This is a genomic window from Amycolatopsis minnesotensis (assembly GCF_039529815.1).
Lineage (GTDB): Bacteria > Actinomycetota > Actinomycetes > Mycobacteriales > Pseudonocardiaceae > Amycolatopsis > Amycolatopsis minnesotensis.
On the sequence record NZ_BAAANN010000016.1, the window covers coordinates 59,223 to 76,036 of the forward strand.

The window sequence follows — 16,814 nt, forward strand, 5'->3', positions numbered from 1 at the left end:
AGCGTGACGGTTACCGGGCGCAGGGTCCTCGCCTGCCTTTCGGCTTTGCTGTGCGCGCTGGTGCTGGCGCCCTCGGACGCGTACGCGACCGAGGCACCGGCGCCGGTGTGCACCGTGCAGGACAAGCGGCTGACCGAGCTGTCCGGGCTGGCCAGCGACGGCGAGCACTTCTACGCCATCAACGACGGCGGCACGAAAACGCAGGTCTTCGTGCTCGGCCGCGACTGCGCCGTCCAACGGGTGATCACCAACCCCGCCGACCCGTACGACGTGGAGGACCTGGCCAGGGCCGCCGACGGCACGTTGTGGCTGTCGGACACCGGCGACAACCGCAAGCAGCGGGACACCGTCGCGCTGCTCGCGATCACCCCGAAGGGCAAGGCCACGCTGTACCGGCTGACCTATCCCGACGGCCAGCACGACACCGAGGCACTGCTGCTGGACCGGACCGGCACGCCGTACCTCGTCACCAAGAACGTCCTCGGCGACGCGATGGTGTTCCGGCCGAAGGGAAAGCTCACCAGCCCCGGCCCGACACCGCTGGAGAACGCCGGCACGGTGACCATCAAGGCCACCGACACCGAGGGCGGGCCCGTCGGCACGTTCGGCTCGCTGCTCGTCACCGGCGGCGCGACCAGCGCGGACGGCGGAGTCGTCGCCCTTCGCACGTACACCGACGCCTACCTCTACCCGGCACCCGACGGCGACATCGCCGCCGCGCTGAAGCGCGAGCCGGTGCGCGTGCCGTTGCCGGGGGAGAAGCAGGGCGAAGCGATCGCGTTCGACCCGGACGGCACGCTGCTGTCCGGCAGCGAGGGTGTCGGCGAGCCGATCAGGGCGGTGCCGAAGGCGACCGGTCTCGTGCAGGTGGAGCCGGAAACTTCAGGCGGCGCGCCCGCGGCCCCCGGCGCCGAGGCGGCACCGGCCGGATCCGGGCCGGACGAATCCACCGTCACGGCGGTCATCGTGGTCGCCGCCGTGCTCCTCATCGGGTTCGGCCTCTTCCGCCGCTCGCGGCGGCGCTGACGAAGGTGGTGCCCCCGCCGTCCCGGCGAGGGCACCACCTTCGGGTGAACCTCAGAGGCGGCGCAGCACGGCGACGACCTTGCCGAGGATGCTCGCCTCGTCGCCGGGGATCGGGTCGTAGGCGTCGTTGTGCGGCATCAGCCACACGTGCCCGTCCTTGCGCTTGAACGTCTTGACGGTGGCTTCGCCGTCGATCATCGCGGCGACGATCTCACCGTTGTTCGCGGTGGGCTGCTGGCGGACGACCACCCAGTCGCCGTCGGTGATCGCGGCGCCGGTCATCGAGTCGCCGGTGACGCTCAGCAGGAAGACGTCGCCCTCGCCGACGATGTCCTTCGGCAGCGGGAACACGTCCTCGATGGCCTGCTCGGCGAGCACCGGGCCACCGGCGGCGATCCGGCCGACCAGCGGCACGTACGCCGGGCGCGGCATCTGTTCCTCGGGCGGCTCCTCCGCCGCATGCGCGGCGAGCACGCCCACCGCCCGCGGGCGGTTCGCGTCCCGCCGCAGGTAGCCCTTCCGCTGCAGCGCGCGCAACTGGTGCGACACCGAGGAAGTCGAGGTCAGGCCCACTGCTTCGCCGATCTCGCGCACGCTCGGCGGGTAGCCGAACCGGTTCACCCAGGCGCGGATGACCTCCAGCACCTGCTGCTGGCGCGTCGTCAGGCCTTCTTCGGCGTCCTCGGCCTCGGCCAGGGTGTGCACCTTGGCGCGGCCTTCCTGGCCACCGGTGGCGACACCGGTGCCCCTGCCGCCCTTGCCCGCGTCGCGTGTCACTGCGCTGCCTCCCAGCTCGTCCAGCATCTTGTGGTGCTTGTGGCTCCTGTGACGCTATCCCGCCGCCGGGCCGATTTCAAACAACTGTTCGAAGGACACGCCGGGCGCCGCTCGATTTTGTCGGTGCGGGGTGGTACACATTCGCACGGACGTTCGATAGAACGGATGTTCGACCCGGCGGGCTCAGGGTGGGCCGCCGGAGGAGCTGGGACTGCTAGGAGGTTCCGTGATGTCGCTGCTGGACGAGAGGTCACCGCAGGTAGGTGCCGTGCGACGGGTGCGGTCGCTGACACTGGTGCCCCCGCTCCCGGACACCGAACCCGCGCCCCGGTCTCCCGGGGCGGGCAGGCGCGTCCGCGCCGTCGAGACCAGGCGCCCCGCCACCAGGGCCCGGGTCGTCGCGGGCAGGCCTGCGATGCGGCCCGCGTCGTGCGCGCCGCGGCGGGCACCCGTGCGCTGGCCCGCGCTCGCCGGGCTCGCGGCCGCGGTGTTCCTCGCGGTCGTCGGCATCGGCCTGTTCGCCAACGCGATGGCAGGCGGGTCCCCGGTGCCGTCGAACACCGCCACGGTGGCCGTCGCCCCCGGCGACACGCTGTCCGCCATCGCGCACCGCTTCGCCCCGGACAGCGACACCGGCGCGGTCGTCGACCGCATCCAGCAGCTCAACAACCTCGACGACGCCGCGCTCACGCCGGGCACCCCGCTGTCCGTCCCGGTCCAGGGCTGAGTCTGTTATCGGGCGTCGGAATTTGCGCTGCCAGGGCGCGGCTCTCCGCGTGCGTGGCACTTGGGTGCGTTGGCGCCCTGCCATCGCAAGTTCAGCGGGCCTTGGCGGCCCCGCGACCGACTTGCGCGCTGTCCGGCGCGCGGGGCGCGCCGGACAGGTGATGGCACGCCTTCGGGTCACCCTGGTGGGTAATTCTTGAAGTGTCGTCACCCAAAGCCTGCTTGCGCGCCGACCGGTCCAGAGCCTCCGCGGCGAGGTCGCGAGTGGCGGAGAACCGGCCTGCGTCACCCGGTCGGGTCGGTTGCGGTGACTCAGGTCGCGATCTAGGGTCGACCGCTATATCTAGTAGTTACACGGCTGTAGTTGGTCCACAAGTTGGGGTAGAATCCGAACTAGTTGTCCACAGTGCTGCCGGTGTCATCCACCGGGTATCCACATCTCGATCACCAGGTGGCCCCTCCGGGCCGCGTGGTCCCGCCGTTGCGTGGCGGCGGGCGAGTACCCGGTGGCGGTCGGCGTGAGGGAAGGTGATCGGCCGATGCGGTGCCCGTTCTGTCGCCATGCCGACTCCCGGGTCGTCGATTCCCGTGAGGTCGATGAAGGCCAGGCGATCCGCAGGCGGAGGTCGTGCTCCGAATGCGGCCGGCGGTTCACCACCTCCGAGACGATGGTGCTCGCCGTCGTGAAGCGGTCCGGGGTCACCGAGCAGTTCAGCAGGGACAAGGTCGTTCGGGGCGTGCGCCGCGCCTGCCAGGGAAGGCCCGTCGACGACGACGCGCTGCAGCAGCTGGCGCAGCGGGTCGAGGAGTCGATCCGGTCGGCGGGCGTCGCCGAGATCCCGAGCCACGAAGTGGGGCTCGCGATCCTCGGCCCGTTGCGCGAACTCGACGGGGTCGCGTACCTGCGGTTCGCCAGCGTCTACCGCTCCTTCACCTCGGTAGAGGACTTCGAGAAGGAGATCGCGGACCTTCGTACGGCCATGGCGGGAGCGCCCGCGCCGGACGACCCGGCGGCGGCCGAAGGCGAAGAGAGCAAGCCCGGCGAGTGAGCTCGCCCGGCATGCCCGGGAGTGGAGTGCAGCATGTCCGAAACCACGAGTGCGAAGGCGGGCCGGAAGAGCAGGGGAGGCCTGACCGTCCAGCGCGTGTTCACCACCGATGGCGTACACCCGTACGACGAGGTCACGTGGGAACAGCGCGACGTGGTGATGACCAACTGGCGTGACGGCACGGTCAACTTCGAGCAGCGCGGCGTGGAGTTCCCCGGGTTCTGGTCGGTCAACGCGACGAACATCGTCACCAGCAAGTACTTCCGCGGCGCCGTCGGCACCCCGCAGCGCGAGACCGGGCTGAAGCAGCTCATCGACCGGGTGGCCAAGACCTACGTCAAGGCGGGCACGAAGCACGGCTACTTCGCGAGCCCGAAGGACGCGGAGGTGTTCGAGCACGAACTCACCTGGATGCTGCTGCACCAGGTGTTCAGCTTCAACTCGCCGGTCTGGTTCAACGTCGGGACGGCCTCGAAGCAGCAGGTCTCCGCGTGCTTCATCCTCGCCGTCGACGACACGATGGAGTCGATCCTCAACTGGTACCGCGAGGAGGGGCTCATCTTCAAGGGCGGCTCCGGCGCGGGGCTGAACCTGTCGCGGATCCGGTCGTCGAAGGAACTGCTGTCCTCGGGCGGCACCGCGTCCGGCCCGGTGTCGTTCATGCGCGGCGCCGACGCGTCCGCGGGCACCATCAAGTCCGGTGGCGCCACCCGCCGCGCCGCCAAGATGGTCGTGCTCGACGTGGACCACCCCGACGTCGAGGAGTTCGTGCGGACCAAGGCGCGCGAGGAAGAGAAGATCAAGGTCCTGCGCGACGCCGGGTTCGACATGGACCTCTCCGGCGCGGACATCAGCTCCGTGCAGTACCAGAACGCGAACAACTCGATCCGGGTGTCCGACGAGTTCATGCGGGCGGTCGAGTCCTCCGGCGACTTCGGCCTGCGGGCGCGGCTCACCGGTGAGGTGATCGAGAACGTCGACGCGAAGAAGCTGTTCCGGTCGATTTCCACCGCCGCGTGGGAATGCGCCGACCCCGGCCTCCAGTACGACAGCACCATCAACGACTGGCACACCTGCCCCGAGTCGGGCCGGATCACCGCGTCCAATCCCTGTAGTGAGTACTTGCACCTGGACAACTCCAGCTGCAACCTGGCCTCGCTGAACCTGATGAAGTTCGTCGGCGGCGACGGCACCTTCGACGCGCCGCTGTTCGCGAAGGCCGTCGAGTTCGTGATCACCGCGATGGACATCTCGATCTGCTTCGCCGATTTCCCGACCGAAGCGATCGGTGACACCACGCGCAAGTTCCGGCAGCTCGGCATCGGCTACGCCAACCTCGGCGCGATGCTGATGGCGCTCGGGCACGCGTACGACTCCGAGGGCGGGCGCGCGCTCGCCGCGTCGATCACCTCGCTGATGACCGGCGTGTCCTACCGGCGCTCGGCCGAGCTGGCCGCCGTCGTCGGCCCGTACGAGGGGTACGCGCGCAACGCCGAGCCGCACCAGCGCGTGATGCGCAAGCACGCGGCCGCGAACGAACTCGTCCGCACCCACCACGGGAACGACGCGGCGGTCCGGTCGCTGGCCACCGAGGAATGGCGCCGCGGCATCGAGATCGGCGAAGTCAGCGGCTGGCGCAACGCGCAGGCCTCGGTGCTGGCTCCGACCGGGTGCCTGACGGGCGATTCCTTGGTGACAACGGATCGCGGGCTGGCCCGGTTGTCCGAACTGGGCGAGCTTTACGGCGATCAGTGGCAGGACATCGACTTCACGGTGTCGACCGACGAGGGCCCGAGGCGTGCCACCAAGTTCTTCGTCAACGGCGAGGAGCCGACGCGGCGGATCGTCACCAGGGGCGGCTACCGGATTCAGGGCACGCTGGCGCACCGGGTCAAGGTGGTGGACTTCGAAACCGGGGCCTGGACCTGGAAGCGGCTCGCCGACGTGTGCCAGGGCGACGTCGCGCCCATCCAAATGGACAACCTGGTGGGAGCGCCGCGGCGAGTGCCGATGCCGGTGCTCGACCAGGCGTCCTACGCCGGTGACCGTGACACGCGCGTCCCGGATGCCGTCGATGAGGACTTGGCCGAGCTGGTCGGTTACTTCATGGGTGACGGCAGCCTGCACGCGAAGGGGATCCGGTTGTGTGTGGCGGACGCGGACCTCGACGTGGTCGCGCGGCTGAGCGTGCTGTCCAAGGAACTGTTCGGCCTCGACCCCGTTGTCTCGGCGCGAACGGGATATCACGAGGTCGCCATTCAGTCGGTCCGGCTGGCGCGGTGGTGGCAGGCCGCCGGTTTCGCCAAGGACCTGCCCGGCCACGATCATGTCGGCAAGGGATGGACCCCACGGGTGCCCGCGGCGATCCGGGAAACCAACGACCGCGCGGTCTACGCGGCTTTCCTCCGCGGTCTGTTCGAGGCCGACGGTACCGTTGTCGAGGGTGTGCCAAGCGTGTCCGCCGCTTCGGAGCTGTTCGCCGACGACATCCGCTGCATGCTGCTTCCCTTGCGGCTGGCCACAACCACGCGCGAGACGACCAGCGGATGGGGTGGCGCCGAGTATCAGGTTCGGCTGCGCGACATCGACCACGCGGTGACCTTCGACGAGATCATCGGCTTCATCAGCAACCGCAAATCGCGGTTGACGGCAGACCTCGAACCGGTGCGCTCGGCCAGGCGGGAGCACGTCTACCTTCCGCACGAGGTGTGGGACGAGCTGGTTCCCGCCTCGCATCCGATGCGGGACGCGGTGGTCCAGTCGCTGCGCAAGACCGGTGGTGTCGCCAGGACGGCCGCGCGCAAGCTGTTCGGCGAGACCGGTGACGACCGGCTGGCACGGGCCTTGAACTACCTGTTCGAGACCGTCGCCGCGAACGAGGACGGCGGCCTTCAGCCGACCTACGACCTCTCCGTTCCGGAGAACGTCACCTACGTGGCGAACGGTTTCATCAGCCACAACACCATCGGCTTCATGATGGACTGCGACACCACCGGGATCGAGCCGGACTTCTCGCTGGTGAAGTTCAAGAAACTGGTCGGCGGCGGGTCGATGCAGATCGTCAACCAGACCGTGCCGCGCGCGCTGACCTCGCTCGGTTACCAGAACGAGCAGGTGGAGGCGATCGTCGAGTACATCGCCGAGCACGGGCACGTGGTCGACGCGCCGGGGCTGCGTCCCGAGCACTACGAGGTGTTCGACTGCGCGGTCGGCGATCGCGCGATCGCGCCGATGGGGCACGTGCGGATGATGGCGGCGGTGCAGCCGTTCCTGTCCGGCGCGATCTCGAAGACCGTCAACATGCCGGAATCGGCGACGGTCGAAGAGGTCGAGGAGATCTACTTCCAGGGCTGGAAGCTCGGCCTCAAGGCGCTCGCGATCTACCGCGACAACTGCAAGGTCGGCCAGCCGCTGTCCACCGCGAAGAAGGACAAGGCCGCGGCCGAGCCGGAAACGGTGGTCGAGTACCGGCCGATCCGCAAGCGGCTGCCGAAGAAGCGTCCGAGCCAGACCGTGTCGTTCACGGTCGGCGGCGCCGAGGGCTACCTGCACGCCGGGTCGTATCCCGACGACGGGCTCGGCGAGGTGTTCATCAAGCTCGGCAAGCAGGGTTCGACACTGGCCGGGGTGATGGACGCGTTCTCGATGTCGATCTCGGTCGGCCTGCAGTACGGGATCCCGCTGGAGTTCTACATTTCGAAGTTCTCCAACCTGCGGTTCGAACCGGCCGGCATGACCGACGACCCGGACATCCGGATCGCCACCAGCGTGCTGGACTACCTGTTCCGCAGGCTCGCGCTGGACTACCTGTCCTACGAAAAGCGTTCGCAGCTCGGCATCTTCACCGCGGACGAGCGCTCGGCGCAGACCGAGGCGGCCTACGGGTCGTCCTCGGCGGAATCCGACGGCGTCGACCTGGAAGCGTTGCGCACCAGCGTGGATGCCAGCAGCACACGCGGCACCGAAAGCGGGGACGAGCCCGCGCAGGAGGCGCACAGCACGGCCGAGCTGGTGGAACTGCGCCTCGGCAAGGCCGCCGACGCGCCGCTGTGCATGACGTGTGGCACCAAGATGCGGCCAGCGGGTTCCTGCTACGCGTGCGAAGGCTGCGGCGCCACGTCCGGCTGTAGCTGACAGCCGGGTCCGAAGTGGCTGTTCGGGCGGGATGCCGGTGCCGAGCCGGCATCCCGCCCGTGACGCAGTCGTCGCGTCGTCCGGCACCACGGTGCGGCCTTGGCCGCATCCGAGGCCAAGGCCGCGCTGCGCGAACTCCACGGCGACGGGGTACGCCCTGGGTGCTAGTGCCTTCGCCGCACGGTCCAGTTCTTCGGCGAGAGCGCCGACCGGACGCGGACCGCCGATGAACGCCGTCGGCTACGCCTCGGGTGCCGACCAGAACGAGGTGAGGGCCCGCGCGCCGCGGACCGGGTCCTGCACCATCCACCAGTGACCGAGTCCGTCGAGGGTCGCGATCCGGGCCCCGGCCCGTGCTGCGGACCGGCGGCGCATTTCCACCGAGCCGACCACGTGGTCGTCGGTGGCGATGACGGCGAGGCCGGGGCGCGCCGCGGCGGCGGGGAGGTTCCGGCCGAGTTCGGCCATCACCGGTTGTTCGGCGGAGCGGTAGAACGCGAGGATGGCCCGGCCCATCTCCGGCCCCTGTCCCTCGGCGACCCGTGCGGAGACCGGTTCGGCGATTCCCCTGGCGATCATGCGCTCGGTGCGTTCTTCGAGCGAACCGCCGAGGAGGTCCGCGACCAGTTTTTCGCCCGCTTCAGGGGTTTGCCACCGCTGGGCGAGGTCGTGCCAGACGTAGTCCGGATCCAGTGCGCCCAGTGAGTCGCTGACCCAGGTGCGGAGCAGGTCGGGTCTCGCCATCGCGACCGAGGCGACGGTGCTCCCGCCGATGTCGTGCCCGACGAGGTCGACGGGTTCGCCGAGGTGCTCCAACTCGGCGATGAGCCAGTCCTGGTAGTCGGACGGGGTGCAGCCGAAGCCGTCCGGGATGGGCGCGCCGAAGCCGGGAGGGGACAGGCGCAGCTCGTCCGCCAAATCCAGTTCGGCGCACAGCGGATCCCAGATCGCGGCGGTTTCGGGGTTGCCGTTCACGAACACGGTGAGCATGGGGCTCCTGAAGGTCGGGGTGACGAGGAGACCGTCATATTCACATACTTGTTAGTTGACACGCAAGTTTTTGAGGTACACTCGTGCCCATGCCGTCCGTACCGCAGCACCCGCCCGTTCCCGGAGAACGTCGCACGCAGGAGCAGCGGCGCACCGCGACGAGAGCCGCGCTGCTCGATGCGGCGGCGGAACTGGTGGTGGAATCCGGCGTGCGCGCGGTGACCTTGGCTCGCGTCGGCGAGCGGGCGGGGTACAGCAGGGGGATCGTCACCCACCACTTCGGCTCGAAACAGGCTTTGCTCGACGCGCTGGCGAAAACGAGCCAGGGTGGATTCGTGCCTGGTGTCGGCGAGCTACCGCCAGGGCTCGACCGCCTGCTGGTCCTGATCGAAGGCTACGTAAGGGAACTCGGCCGCGACGGGGTTTCCGGGCGGGCGTTCCTCCTGCTGTGGGCGGAGGCGGCCACTGCGGCCGAACTCTCCGCGAGTTTCCGGGAACGCGACGAGGCATTCCGGGCGGACCTGCGCGAGGACGTGGCCGCCGGTATCGCGGACGGCACCGTTCGAGCGGACGCCGATCCGCGGGACGTCGCGGTGTCGGTGCTGGGACAGTTGCGGGGCATCGGACTGCAGCGCCTGCTGGACCCGGACGCGGTCGACGCCCGGCGGCTTGGCCGTGCCATCGGCGACCAGTGGTGCCGGGCGCTCTCGGCATGAGCGGAACGGCGGCTAGCCGGTGTGCGAGTCGTAGACGCGGCGCAGCAGGTCGGTGAACCGGTCCCGGTCGCGCGTGCCGAGCGCGCGGAGGAAGTCGTCCTGCCCTCGGGCGGCTGCCGTGGCGAGATCGTCCACAAGGGACTTCCCGGCGGGGGTCAGCGACACGACGCGCCTGCGGCCGTCCGCCGGGTCGGCGGCCCTGCCGACGAGCCCTCGCTCGCTCAGCGAGTCCAGTACGGCCACGAGATTGCGCGCGTCCACGGCGATCGAGCGCGCGAGGCTCACCTGCCCGAGCGGGCCTTGTTCGTTCAGCACCACCAGAACCGCGTACTGGCCGGGGCTCACCTCGTGTTCGGCGAGGAAGGCCGCCCAGGACCTGGCGGCGAGGGAACCGAGGCGGGACAGGAGAAATCCCGTGCCGCGTTCGTACGCAGGTCTGTCGCTCATCGTGGACGAGCCTACCAGGTAGACATGAACCATGTCTTCCAGTACACATGAACCATGTCGATCGAACCGCGTCATTCCCAGGTGCCCCTTGGCAACGGATCGGTGCACGTCGCAGAGATCGGCGATCCGCACGCACCCGCGTGCCTGTTCCTGCACGGCTGGCCCGAGTCGTGGCGCGCCTGGCTGGACGTGCTGGGGCTCGCGTCGGCGCGGTTCCGTGCCGTCGCGATGGACCTGCCGGGGATCGGCGGATCGACGGGCCGGGGAGGGCGCAAACGCGAGCTGGCCGCGACGGTGCGCGAACTGGTCGCGGCGATGGGCCTGACCGACGTGACGCTCGTCGGCCACGACGCGGGCGGCATGGTGGCCTACGCCTGCCTGCGGCGGTGCCCCGGCCTCGCGCGCGTGGTCGTGCTGAACACCGTGGTCCCCGGTGTCGCGCCGTGGGAGACGGTGCTGGGGAACCCGCGCATCTGGCACTTCGGCCTGCACGCGGTGCCCTCGCTCCCGGAAACGCTGGTGCGGGGCCGTGAAGCGGCGTACTTCGATTACTTCTACGACATCCTGTCGGCCGACCCGGCGCGCATCACGCCGGAAGCGCGCGCGGCCCACGTCGACGCCTACCGGGCGGAAGGCGCGCTGACGGCGGGTTTCGACCTCTACCGCGCGTTCGGCCACGACACGGAGGACAACACCGACGTGTCGCGTGTGGACATTCCGCTCCTGTACCTGCGCGGCGACCACGAGTACGGTGACATCGCCGCCTACGCGGCCGGATTCCGCGCCGCCGGGATCGCGAACGTCACCACCGGCGAAGTGCCCGGCGCCGGGCACTTCGCGCCGGAGGAGGCGCCGGAAGCCGTCTGGCACCTGATTGACGAGTTCAGCCGCGAGACCTGAGCCCGCGCAGCGTGTACCCGGTGCCGCTCGGGTCCAGCGGCTTCGTCGCCTGCTTGAAGAGGTATTCGGCGCGCTCGTAGGACAGCCTCCGCCTGCCGGTCGTCGAGGTCCAGGTCTTCGACGTTCAGCGACAGCACCACCCGCACGCCGGCCCCGGATTCGTGCAGGAGCAGCCAGAACGCCCGCTCCCGTAGCGGCAGGGAAGTCGCGTTCCAGAGCGCTTCGAGCGTGGCGGGGTCGATCGCTTCGGCCGACGCGCGGGCCGTGGGCCGTCGATCGAGACCGGCGGCGAGATCGCCGAGCGAGGCCCACGCGCCGAAGGAGCGGACCGCCGAGCGGTGCCGGTTCCAGGTCACCGCCGCCGCGGTGCCCCATGCGGTGCCGAACACCCGCGCGACCGCGCCCGCGGTCAGGGACTCCAGCGGCAGCCGCTCGCCGAGCGACCGCCGCAGGCGGCGCAACGTCTGCCCGTAGGAGCGGATCGTCGCGGGATCCAGGTCTTCGCGCGCCAGGAACTCTTCGGCCGCGGAACCGAGGGTGCGCACCGGCGCGGCCGCGGCTGGCGGAGCTGGCGCTGGGCGAACCGGCGGGGCGGGCGCCCGATTTCGGCGGGCCCGAGGTGAAGAGCCTGCTCGAACTGGCGCGCGTCCGGCTGGCGGTCACCGGGCGCCGTCGCGCGCTCGTGCCGGTGCGGTTCCCCGGCCGGGTTTCCGCCGCCTTCCGGGCCGGGGACAACCTCGCCGCGGACGGTGCGCGCGGCGAGGTGACCTACGCCGAGTTCCTCAGGCGGCGCGGGTGAAGTCCATGACCCGGGTTCGGTTCCCAGGTCGCGCCGTCGCCGCCGCAGAACCAGCCCTCGCCGTCGGCGAAGTCACCGGTGACCGGCGGTAGCAGCGCGCCGTCGCGGCCGTTCGCCCAGTACAGCGACCACTGCCCGGCTTCGCTGCCGTCTCCGGTCAGTGGATCGTCAGGCGCTGCCACAGGAATTCGTAGACCATCGCCCACTTGGCGGCGAGCTGCCCGTTGTCGGCGGCTCCGCCGTGCCCGCCTTCGATGTTCTCGTGGTACAGCACGTCGTGGCCCTGCTCCCGCATGCGCGCCACCATCTTGCGCGCGTGGCCGGGGTGCACCCGGTCGTCCCTCGTGGACGTCGCGAACAGGCTCGGCGGGTAGTTCCCTCCACTGTGGACGTTCTGGTACGGCGAGTACTCCCCGATGAACGCCCAGTCGCCTTCGTCGTCGGGGTCGCCGTACTCCGCCATCCAGGACGCGCCCGCGAGCAGCAGGTGGTAGCGCTTCATGTCCAGCAGCGGCACCTGGCTCACCACCGCGCCGAACAGTTCGGGGTAGCGCGTCAGCATCACGCCGGTGAGCAGCCCGCCGTTGCTGCCGCCCTGGACGCCGAGCGTGGCGGGCGTGCTGATGCCCCGCGCGTGCAGATCGGCCGCCACCGCGGCGAAATCGGCGTAGGCGAACCGCCGCCGTTCCCGCAGTGCCGCGGTGTGCCAGTCCGGCCCGTACTCGCCGCCGCCGCGGATGTTCGCCACCACGTAGGTGCCGCCCCTGGCGAGCCAGGCCCGCCCGGTGGTGCCGCTGTAGGACGGCGTGAGCGACACCTCGAAACCGCCGTAGCCGGTCAGCAGCACCGGGCCGTTCCCGGCATCGGGGCGCACCACGAAATACGGCACCCGCGTGCCGTCCTCGGAGGTGGCGAAGAACTGGTCGACCGCCATGCCGTCGCTGTCGAAGAACGCCGGGGCCTGCTTCAGCACCTCGACCCCCGCGCCGACTTCGCCGCGGCTCAGCGTCGCGGGCTCGGTGAACCCGCTGCTGTTGAGGAAGAACTCGTCGCCGGTGTCCGGGTCGGTGTCGAAGACTTCGGCGTTGCCCGTCTCCGGCACGCCCGCGAGTGGCTCGTCCGTCCAGCCGTCGTCGCCAGGGGTCAGCACCCTGATCGCGGTCTTGACGTCGGACAGGGTGCCGAGGAGCAGATGGTGCCGCGTCCACGCGTAGTAGTCGAGCGAGGTGTGCGCGTCCGGTTCGAAGAGCACGGTCAGCTCGCGCGCCCCCGCGAGGTAGTCGTCGAACCTGGCCGCGAGCAGGGTGCCCGGCCCGTACTCGGCTTCGCCGACCCGCCATGCCGTCCTGGTGCGGACCACCAGCCATTCGCGGTGCACCGAGTACCGCGCGTCCTCGGGAAGGTCGAGCTTGACCAGCTCGCCGTCTTCGGTGCGCAGGAACCGTTCGGACCGGAAGAAGGTGATCGACCGCGTGACGAAGTCGCGTTCGAACCCCTCGGTCGAGTCGTGCGCGACTCGTACCGCCACGTCGTCGGGCTTGCCCTCGAACACGGTGGTGGCTTCGGAAAGCGGAGTACCGCGGCGCCATTCCTTCACGATGCGCGGGTAGCCGGACGAGGTCATCGAGCCGGGCCCGAAGTCGGTGCCGACGTACACGCGGTCCTCGTCGATCCAGCCGACCGAGCTCTTCGCCTCGGGCAGGGTGAAGCCGTCGTCGACGAATTCGCGGCGCTCGAGGTCGAATTCGCGCACCACCGCCGCGTCCGCGCCGCCGCGGGACAGTTCGACCAGCGCGTGCCGGAAATCGGGCCGGAGCACCGCGGCGCCCTCCCACACCCAGCTTTCGCCTTCGGCCTCGCCGAGCGCGTCCACGTCGAGCAGGACCTCCCAGGCGGGGGAGTCCTTCCGGTACTCCTCCAGTGTGGTGCGGCGCCACAGTCCCCGCGGATGGGCGGCGTCCATCCAGAAGTTGTAGAGGTGCTCGCCGCGGCGGACGACGTAGGGAATCCGGTCGTCGGCGTCGAGGACCTCGCGGATTTCGTCGCGGAGCGCGGCGAACCGGGGTGTCTCGGCGAGTGCGGCGGCCGTCTCGGAGTTGCGCTCCCGCACCCAGTCCAGCGGGGCGTCCCCCGTCACGTCCTCGAGCCAGAGGTAAGGATCTTCGTCAGGCATGCGCCCAGTTTGTCAGGCGGACCGCTATGCTGGCTCCGCGCTGGTTGGGGGACCGCGGCCGGTTCCGCGGGGGATCGCACATCCGGGCGCCTGTGCCGAGAACGATCTGACACGGGGTACCGATGGAATTCACCGGTGGAGACGGCGCGCCGCCGCGCAACTCACCGCTCGCGATCGCGTCCGTGCTGCTGCTCGTGCTGCTCGTCGTGGCGGCCGTGGTGCTGGTCCCGAAGCTCACCCGCTCCGCGGACGGGTCGCCGGTCGCCGGTGGGCAGGCGAGGGAGTCCGGCAGGGACGCCGGGCAGGACAGCGGCGGTGCGCCGGTCCTGCCGCCGGAAGCCAGCCCCCTGCTGGCGCCCGGTGTGCACCTCACCCCGGTCACCTGCGCGCTGCCGGGGCTCAAGCGCACTGCCGAGGCCCTGCTCGCCTTCTACCAGTCCGGGATCGGCTGCCTCGACACCGCGTGGCAGGGCGCGCTCGGCCAGGCGAAGCGGCCGTTCACGAAGGCCGGTGTCCAGCTCAGCGAACCGCAGGCGAGCGGGTGCGGCGTCGCGCCGTCGAAGAACGAGGCCACCGCCTACTACTGCTCCGGCGACCGGGCGATCTACATGCTCCGCGACCGCGTGCTCGAAGCCGCCGACGTGATCCCCGCCGCGCACCTCGCGGTGCTGGCGCACGAGTACGGCCACCACGTGCAGGAGCTGAGCGGCATCATGACCGCGGTCGAGCTGAAGATGTCCTCCGCGGACGAGAGCACCCCCGCGGACAAGGAGCTGAGCAGGCGGGTCGAACTGCAGGCGAACTGCTTCGCCGGGCTGTTCGCCGCGGCGGCGTCGGGCCGCGGGGATGTGACGAAGGCCGTCGCCGACAAGGCGGTCTCCGAGTTCGGCAACACCGGCGACAGCGACAGCCACGGCACCCGCAAGCATCAGCTCTGGTGGGCGCGGGCGGGGCTGGGCGCCGCGGACACCTCGGCGTGCAACACCTTCACCGCGCCCGCGGCCGACGTCAGCTGACCCGCCACGCGGGGTCGCGGCCGAGCAGCCCGAGCATCCGGTCGAGTGTGCTCGCGTCCGCCCCGGTTTCCACGACGAGCCCGAACGACTGGCCGTCGCCCCGGTTCTCGGCACCGGCGGGAATGAGCTCCACCAGCTTCATCGCGGCGGCCACCAGGTCTTCGTCCGGTGCGTAGGGCAGGCCGAGTGCCCTGGCGATGTCCCAGCCGTGCGCGAGCTGGTCGACGAGGTGCATGCTCAGCGCCATCTCGGCGTCGAACGTGCCGAAGTCGTGGATGGCCATCTTCCGCTCGGCGACGCCGTCCTCGGCGAACGCGGCCTTCACCTCGGCGACCGAGGAGGCGTAGCCCGCGATCGGGTCGGGGTGGGCGTTTCCGGTGTCCCAATCGGTCGCCACGCCGTCGCGGGCGGCCGCCGCGAAGCCGTGGTTCTCGCTGATCTGGTGGCGGAGGAGGTCGCCGAGGTCCCAGCCCGCACACGGCGTGGGTCGCGCGAGGTCTTCGGCGGTCACGCCGTCGAGCAGGGTGTCCAGGATGTCGAGTGCGCGGAAGTCGAATTCACGAAGCTGCATACCCGGCACCTTAGGATGGGAATCGGCCCTGCCGTAGGGCCAAATCCGGCCGGGTTGGATGGGGCCAATGAACACCGATATCCAGATCGACACCGAGGCGGGCGGCGGCAGGCGCGACCAGATCTACCGGCAGCTTCGTGCCGCGATCCTGGACGGCAGGCTCGCCGACGGGGAGCCCCTTCCGCCGACGCGCGAGCTCGCCAGGCGCCTGTCGGTGTCCCGCAACACCGTGAGCTCGGCCTACGACCTGCTGGCCGCGGAGGGCTTCCTGCGGGCACGCACCGGCGCCGGCACCTTCGTGCGTGCCGGTGCCGCATGGGAGCGGCGGCCGCGGTCCGAGCAGCGCGCGCGGCTGGCGGTGAACGAGGTGTGGGACGCGTTGCCGCCCCCGCCCGCCGCGTTCGAGACGTCCTTCGAGTTCGACTTCCGCGCCGGGATACCGGATCTCGCGCGGTTCCCGTTCGACACCTGGCGGCGCCTGTCGTCCGAGCAGCTGCGCGCGTCGAACGCCGAGGTGCTCACCTACGGCGACCCCGCGGGCGACCCCGCCCTGTGCGCCGCGATCACCCGGCACGTCGGCGTGTCGCGGGGACTCACCGTCGACCCCGACGACGTCGTGGTCACCAACGGCGCGCAGCAGGCGTTCGACCTGGTGGCCCGCGTCCTGCTCCGGCCGGGCGACACGGTGGCCGTCGAGGACCCGGGGTACCCGCCGCCGCGGCTGATCTTCGCCACGCACGGCATGCGGGTCGTCGGCGTCCCGGTGGACGAGGAGGGGATCGTGGTCGACGCGATCCCGGCGGGCACGCGGCTGGTGTTCGTCACGCCGTCGCACCAGTGCCCGCTCGGCACGGCGATGTCGCTGGGACGCAGGCTCGAGCTCATCGCGTGGGCTCGCCGCGTCGACGGCGTCATCGTCGAAGACGACTACGACAGCGAGTTCCGGTACGGCGGCAGGCCACTGGAACCGGTGCACAGCCTCGACGACGACGGCAGGGTCTGCTACGTCAGCTCCTTTTCGAAGCTGCTGTTTCCCGCGCTGCGCCTGGGCTTCCTGATCGTCCCGGCATCCGTGCGGGCGCCGGTGCGCAAGGCGAAGCAGCTCACCGACTGGCATTCGGACGGCCCCGCGCAGGCCACGCTGGCGCGGTTCATGGCCGACGGCGGGTTCGCCAGGCACGTCAAGCGGATGCGGCGGGCCTATCACGAGCGCCACGACCTGGTGGCGGAGATCCTGCGGGACGAGTTCGCCGGGATGCTGGCTCCCGTTCCCTCGGCCGCGGGCCTGCACGTGAGCGCGCTGGGCGCGGCGGGGGAGGACTTCGTGCGCGAAGCGCGGGCAGCGGGAATCCGGCTCTACACGGTGGAAAGCATGGCGGTCGGGGAGCCGGCCGTGACCGGCCTGATCTTCGGCTACGGCGCGATCCGGCCCGAGCGGATCGGTCCCGGGATGCGGCGGGTGCGCGACCTGCTCCGGAAACGCGGGTGAC

At 70.6% G+C, this 16,814-nt stretch carries 15 protein-coding genes and 1 pseudogene; 9 read left to right on the forward strand and 7 right to left on the reverse strand.

Annotation, left to right across the window (positions count from 1 at the left end; all coding sequences use genetic code 11):
- Positions 1 to 45 precede the first annotated feature (45 nt).
- Positions 46 to 1,026, forward strand: a complete 981-nt coding sequence (locus ABD256_RS20905) for an SdiA-regulated/phytase-like domain-containing protein (RefSeq protein ID WP_344421552.1) — start codon at positions 46 to 48, stop codon at positions 1,024 to 1,026.
- 51 nt (positions 1,027 to 1,077) lie between these two features.
- Here ABD256_RS20905 and lexA read toward each other — a convergent pair whose 3' ends face one another.
- Positions 1,078 to 1,731: a transcriptional repressor LexA gene (gene lexA, locus ABD256_RS20910; protein ID WP_344421555.1), complete on the reverse strand. Its 654-nt coding sequence runs from the start codon at positions 1,729 to 1,731 to the stop codon at positions 1,078 to 1,080.
- Between the two features lie 301 nt (positions 1,732 to 2,032).
- Between lexA and ABD256_RS20915 the strand changes: the two genes are divergently transcribed.
- The 3 genes from ABD256_RS20915 to ABD256_RS20925 all read left to right on the forward strand — a co-directional run bounded on the left by ABD256_RS20915 (position 2,033) and on the right by ABD256_RS20925 (position 7,712).
- Positions 2,033 to 2,530, forward strand: coding sequence for a LysM peptidoglycan-binding domain-containing protein (locus tag ABD256_RS20915; protein ID WP_344421174.1), 498 nt, complete (start codon positions 2,033 to 2,035; stop codon positions 2,528 to 2,530).
- Positions 2,531 to 3,068: 538 nt separating this feature from the next.
- A complete protein-coding gene (nrdR, locus tag ABD256_RS20920; RefSeq protein WP_215546136.1) occupies positions 3,069 to 3,578 on the forward strand; it encodes a transcriptional regulator NrdR in 510 nt (169 codons plus the stop codon).
- Positions 3,579 to 3,611: 33 nt separating this feature from the next.
- On the forward strand, positions 3,612 to 7,712 hold the full coding sequence (locus ABD256_RS20925; RefSeq protein ID WP_344421181.1) for a vitamin B12-dependent ribonucleotide reductase: 4,101 nt from the start codon (positions 3,612 to 3,614) through the stop codon (positions 7,710 to 7,712).
- A 240-nt stretch (positions 7,713 to 7,952) separates the two neighbouring features.
- On the opposite strand, the gene ABD256_RS20930 is transcribed toward ABD256_RS20925, so the two are convergent.
- On the reverse strand, positions 7,953 to 8,702 hold the full coding sequence (locus ABD256_RS20930; RefSeq protein WP_344421184.1) for an alpha/beta fold hydrolase: 750 nt from the start codon (positions 8,700 to 8,702) through the stop codon (positions 7,953 to 7,955).
- Positions 8,703 to 8,791: 89 nt separating this feature from the next.
- On the opposite strand from ABD256_RS20930, the gene ABD256_RS20935 reads away from it, so the two are divergent.
- Positions 8,792 to 9,418: a TetR/AcrR family transcriptional regulator gene (locus ABD256_RS20935; RefSeq protein WP_344421187.1), complete on the forward strand. Its 627-nt coding sequence runs from the start codon at positions 8,792 to 8,794 to the stop codon at positions 9,416 to 9,418.
- A gap of 12 nt (positions 9,419 to 9,430) precedes the next feature.
- Here the strand turns inward: ABD256_RS20935 and ABD256_RS20940 are convergent, their stop codons facing one another.
- Entirely contained in the window at positions 9,431 to 9,865 is a 435-nt protein-coding gene (locus ABD256_RS20940) for a MarR family winged helix-turn-helix transcriptional regulator (protein ID WP_344421190.1), read from the reverse strand.
- 54 nt (positions 9,866 to 9,919) lie between these two features.
- Here ABD256_RS20940 and ABD256_RS20945 point away from each other — a divergent pair, with 54 nt between their 5' ends.
- The gene (locus ABD256_RS20945; protein ID WP_344421192.1) at positions 9,920 to 10,765 is read left to right on the forward strand and encodes an alpha/beta fold hydrolase; all 846 of its coding nucleotides are present in this window, start codon (positions 9,920 to 9,922) and stop codon (positions 10,763 to 10,765) included.
- 365 nt (positions 10,766 to 11,130) lie between these two features.
- Here the strand turns inward: ABD256_RS20945 and ABD256_RS20950 are convergent.
- Positions 11,131 to 11,310, reverse strand: a pseudogene (locus tag ABD256_RS20950) (hypothetical protein); the annotation flags it as partial.
- Between the two features lie 74 nt (positions 11,311 to 11,384).
- Between ABD256_RS20950 and ABD256_RS20955 the strand changes: the two are divergent.
- Entirely contained in the window at positions 11,385 to 11,564 is a 180-nt protein-coding gene (locus tag ABD256_RS20955) for a hypothetical protein (protein WP_344421195.1), read from the forward strand.
- On the opposite strand, the gene ABD256_RS20960 is transcribed toward ABD256_RS20955, so the two are convergent.
- Together ABD256_RS20960 and ABD256_RS20965 are read right to left on the reverse strand one after the other, a co-directional pair.
- The gene (locus tag ABD256_RS20960) at positions 11,534 to 11,746 is read right to left on the reverse strand and encodes a hypothetical protein (RefSeq protein ID WP_344421198.1); all 213 of its coding nucleotides are present in this window, start codon (positions 11,744 to 11,746) and stop codon (positions 11,534 to 11,536) included. The two genes, ABD256_RS20955 and ABD256_RS20960, sit on opposite strands and share 31 nt — an antisense overlap.
- Complete coding sequence (locus ABD256_RS20965) at positions 11,722 to 13,737, reverse strand: prolyl oligopeptidase family serine peptidase (protein WP_344421201.1); 2,016 nt, start codon at positions 13,735 to 13,737, stop codon at positions 11,722 to 11,724. The genes ABD256_RS20960 and ABD256_RS20965 overlap by 25 nt, the downstream gene beginning before the upstream one ends.
- A 122-nt stretch (positions 13,738 to 13,859) precedes the next feature.
- On the opposite strand from ABD256_RS20965, the gene ABD256_RS20970 reads away from it, so the two are divergent.
- The gene (locus ABD256_RS20970) at positions 13,860 to 14,753 is read left to right on the forward strand and encodes a neutral zinc metallopeptidase (RefSeq protein WP_344421204.1); all 894 of its coding nucleotides are present in this window, start codon (positions 13,860 to 13,862) and stop codon (positions 14,751 to 14,753) included.
- Here ABD256_RS20970 and ABD256_RS20975 read toward each other — a convergent pair.
- Positions 14,746 to 15,324 (reverse strand): TIGR03086 family metal-binding protein, encoded by a 579-nt coding sequence (locus ABD256_RS20975; protein ID WP_344421207.1) that lies wholly within the window; start codon positions 15,322 to 15,324, stop codon positions 14,746 to 14,748. The genes ABD256_RS20970 and ABD256_RS20975 overlap by 8 nt on opposite strands.
- A gap of 67 nt (positions 15,325 to 15,391) precedes the next feature.
- Here ABD256_RS20975 and pdxR point away from each other — a divergent pair, with 67 nt between their 5' ends.
- The gene (gene pdxR, locus ABD256_RS20980; protein ID WP_344421210.1) at positions 15,392 to 16,813 is read left to right on the forward strand and encodes a MocR-like pyridoxine biosynthesis transcription factor PdxR; all 1,422 of its coding nucleotides are present in this window, start codon (positions 15,392 to 15,394) and stop codon (positions 16,811 to 16,813) included.
- Position 16,814: the final 1 nt, after the last annotated feature.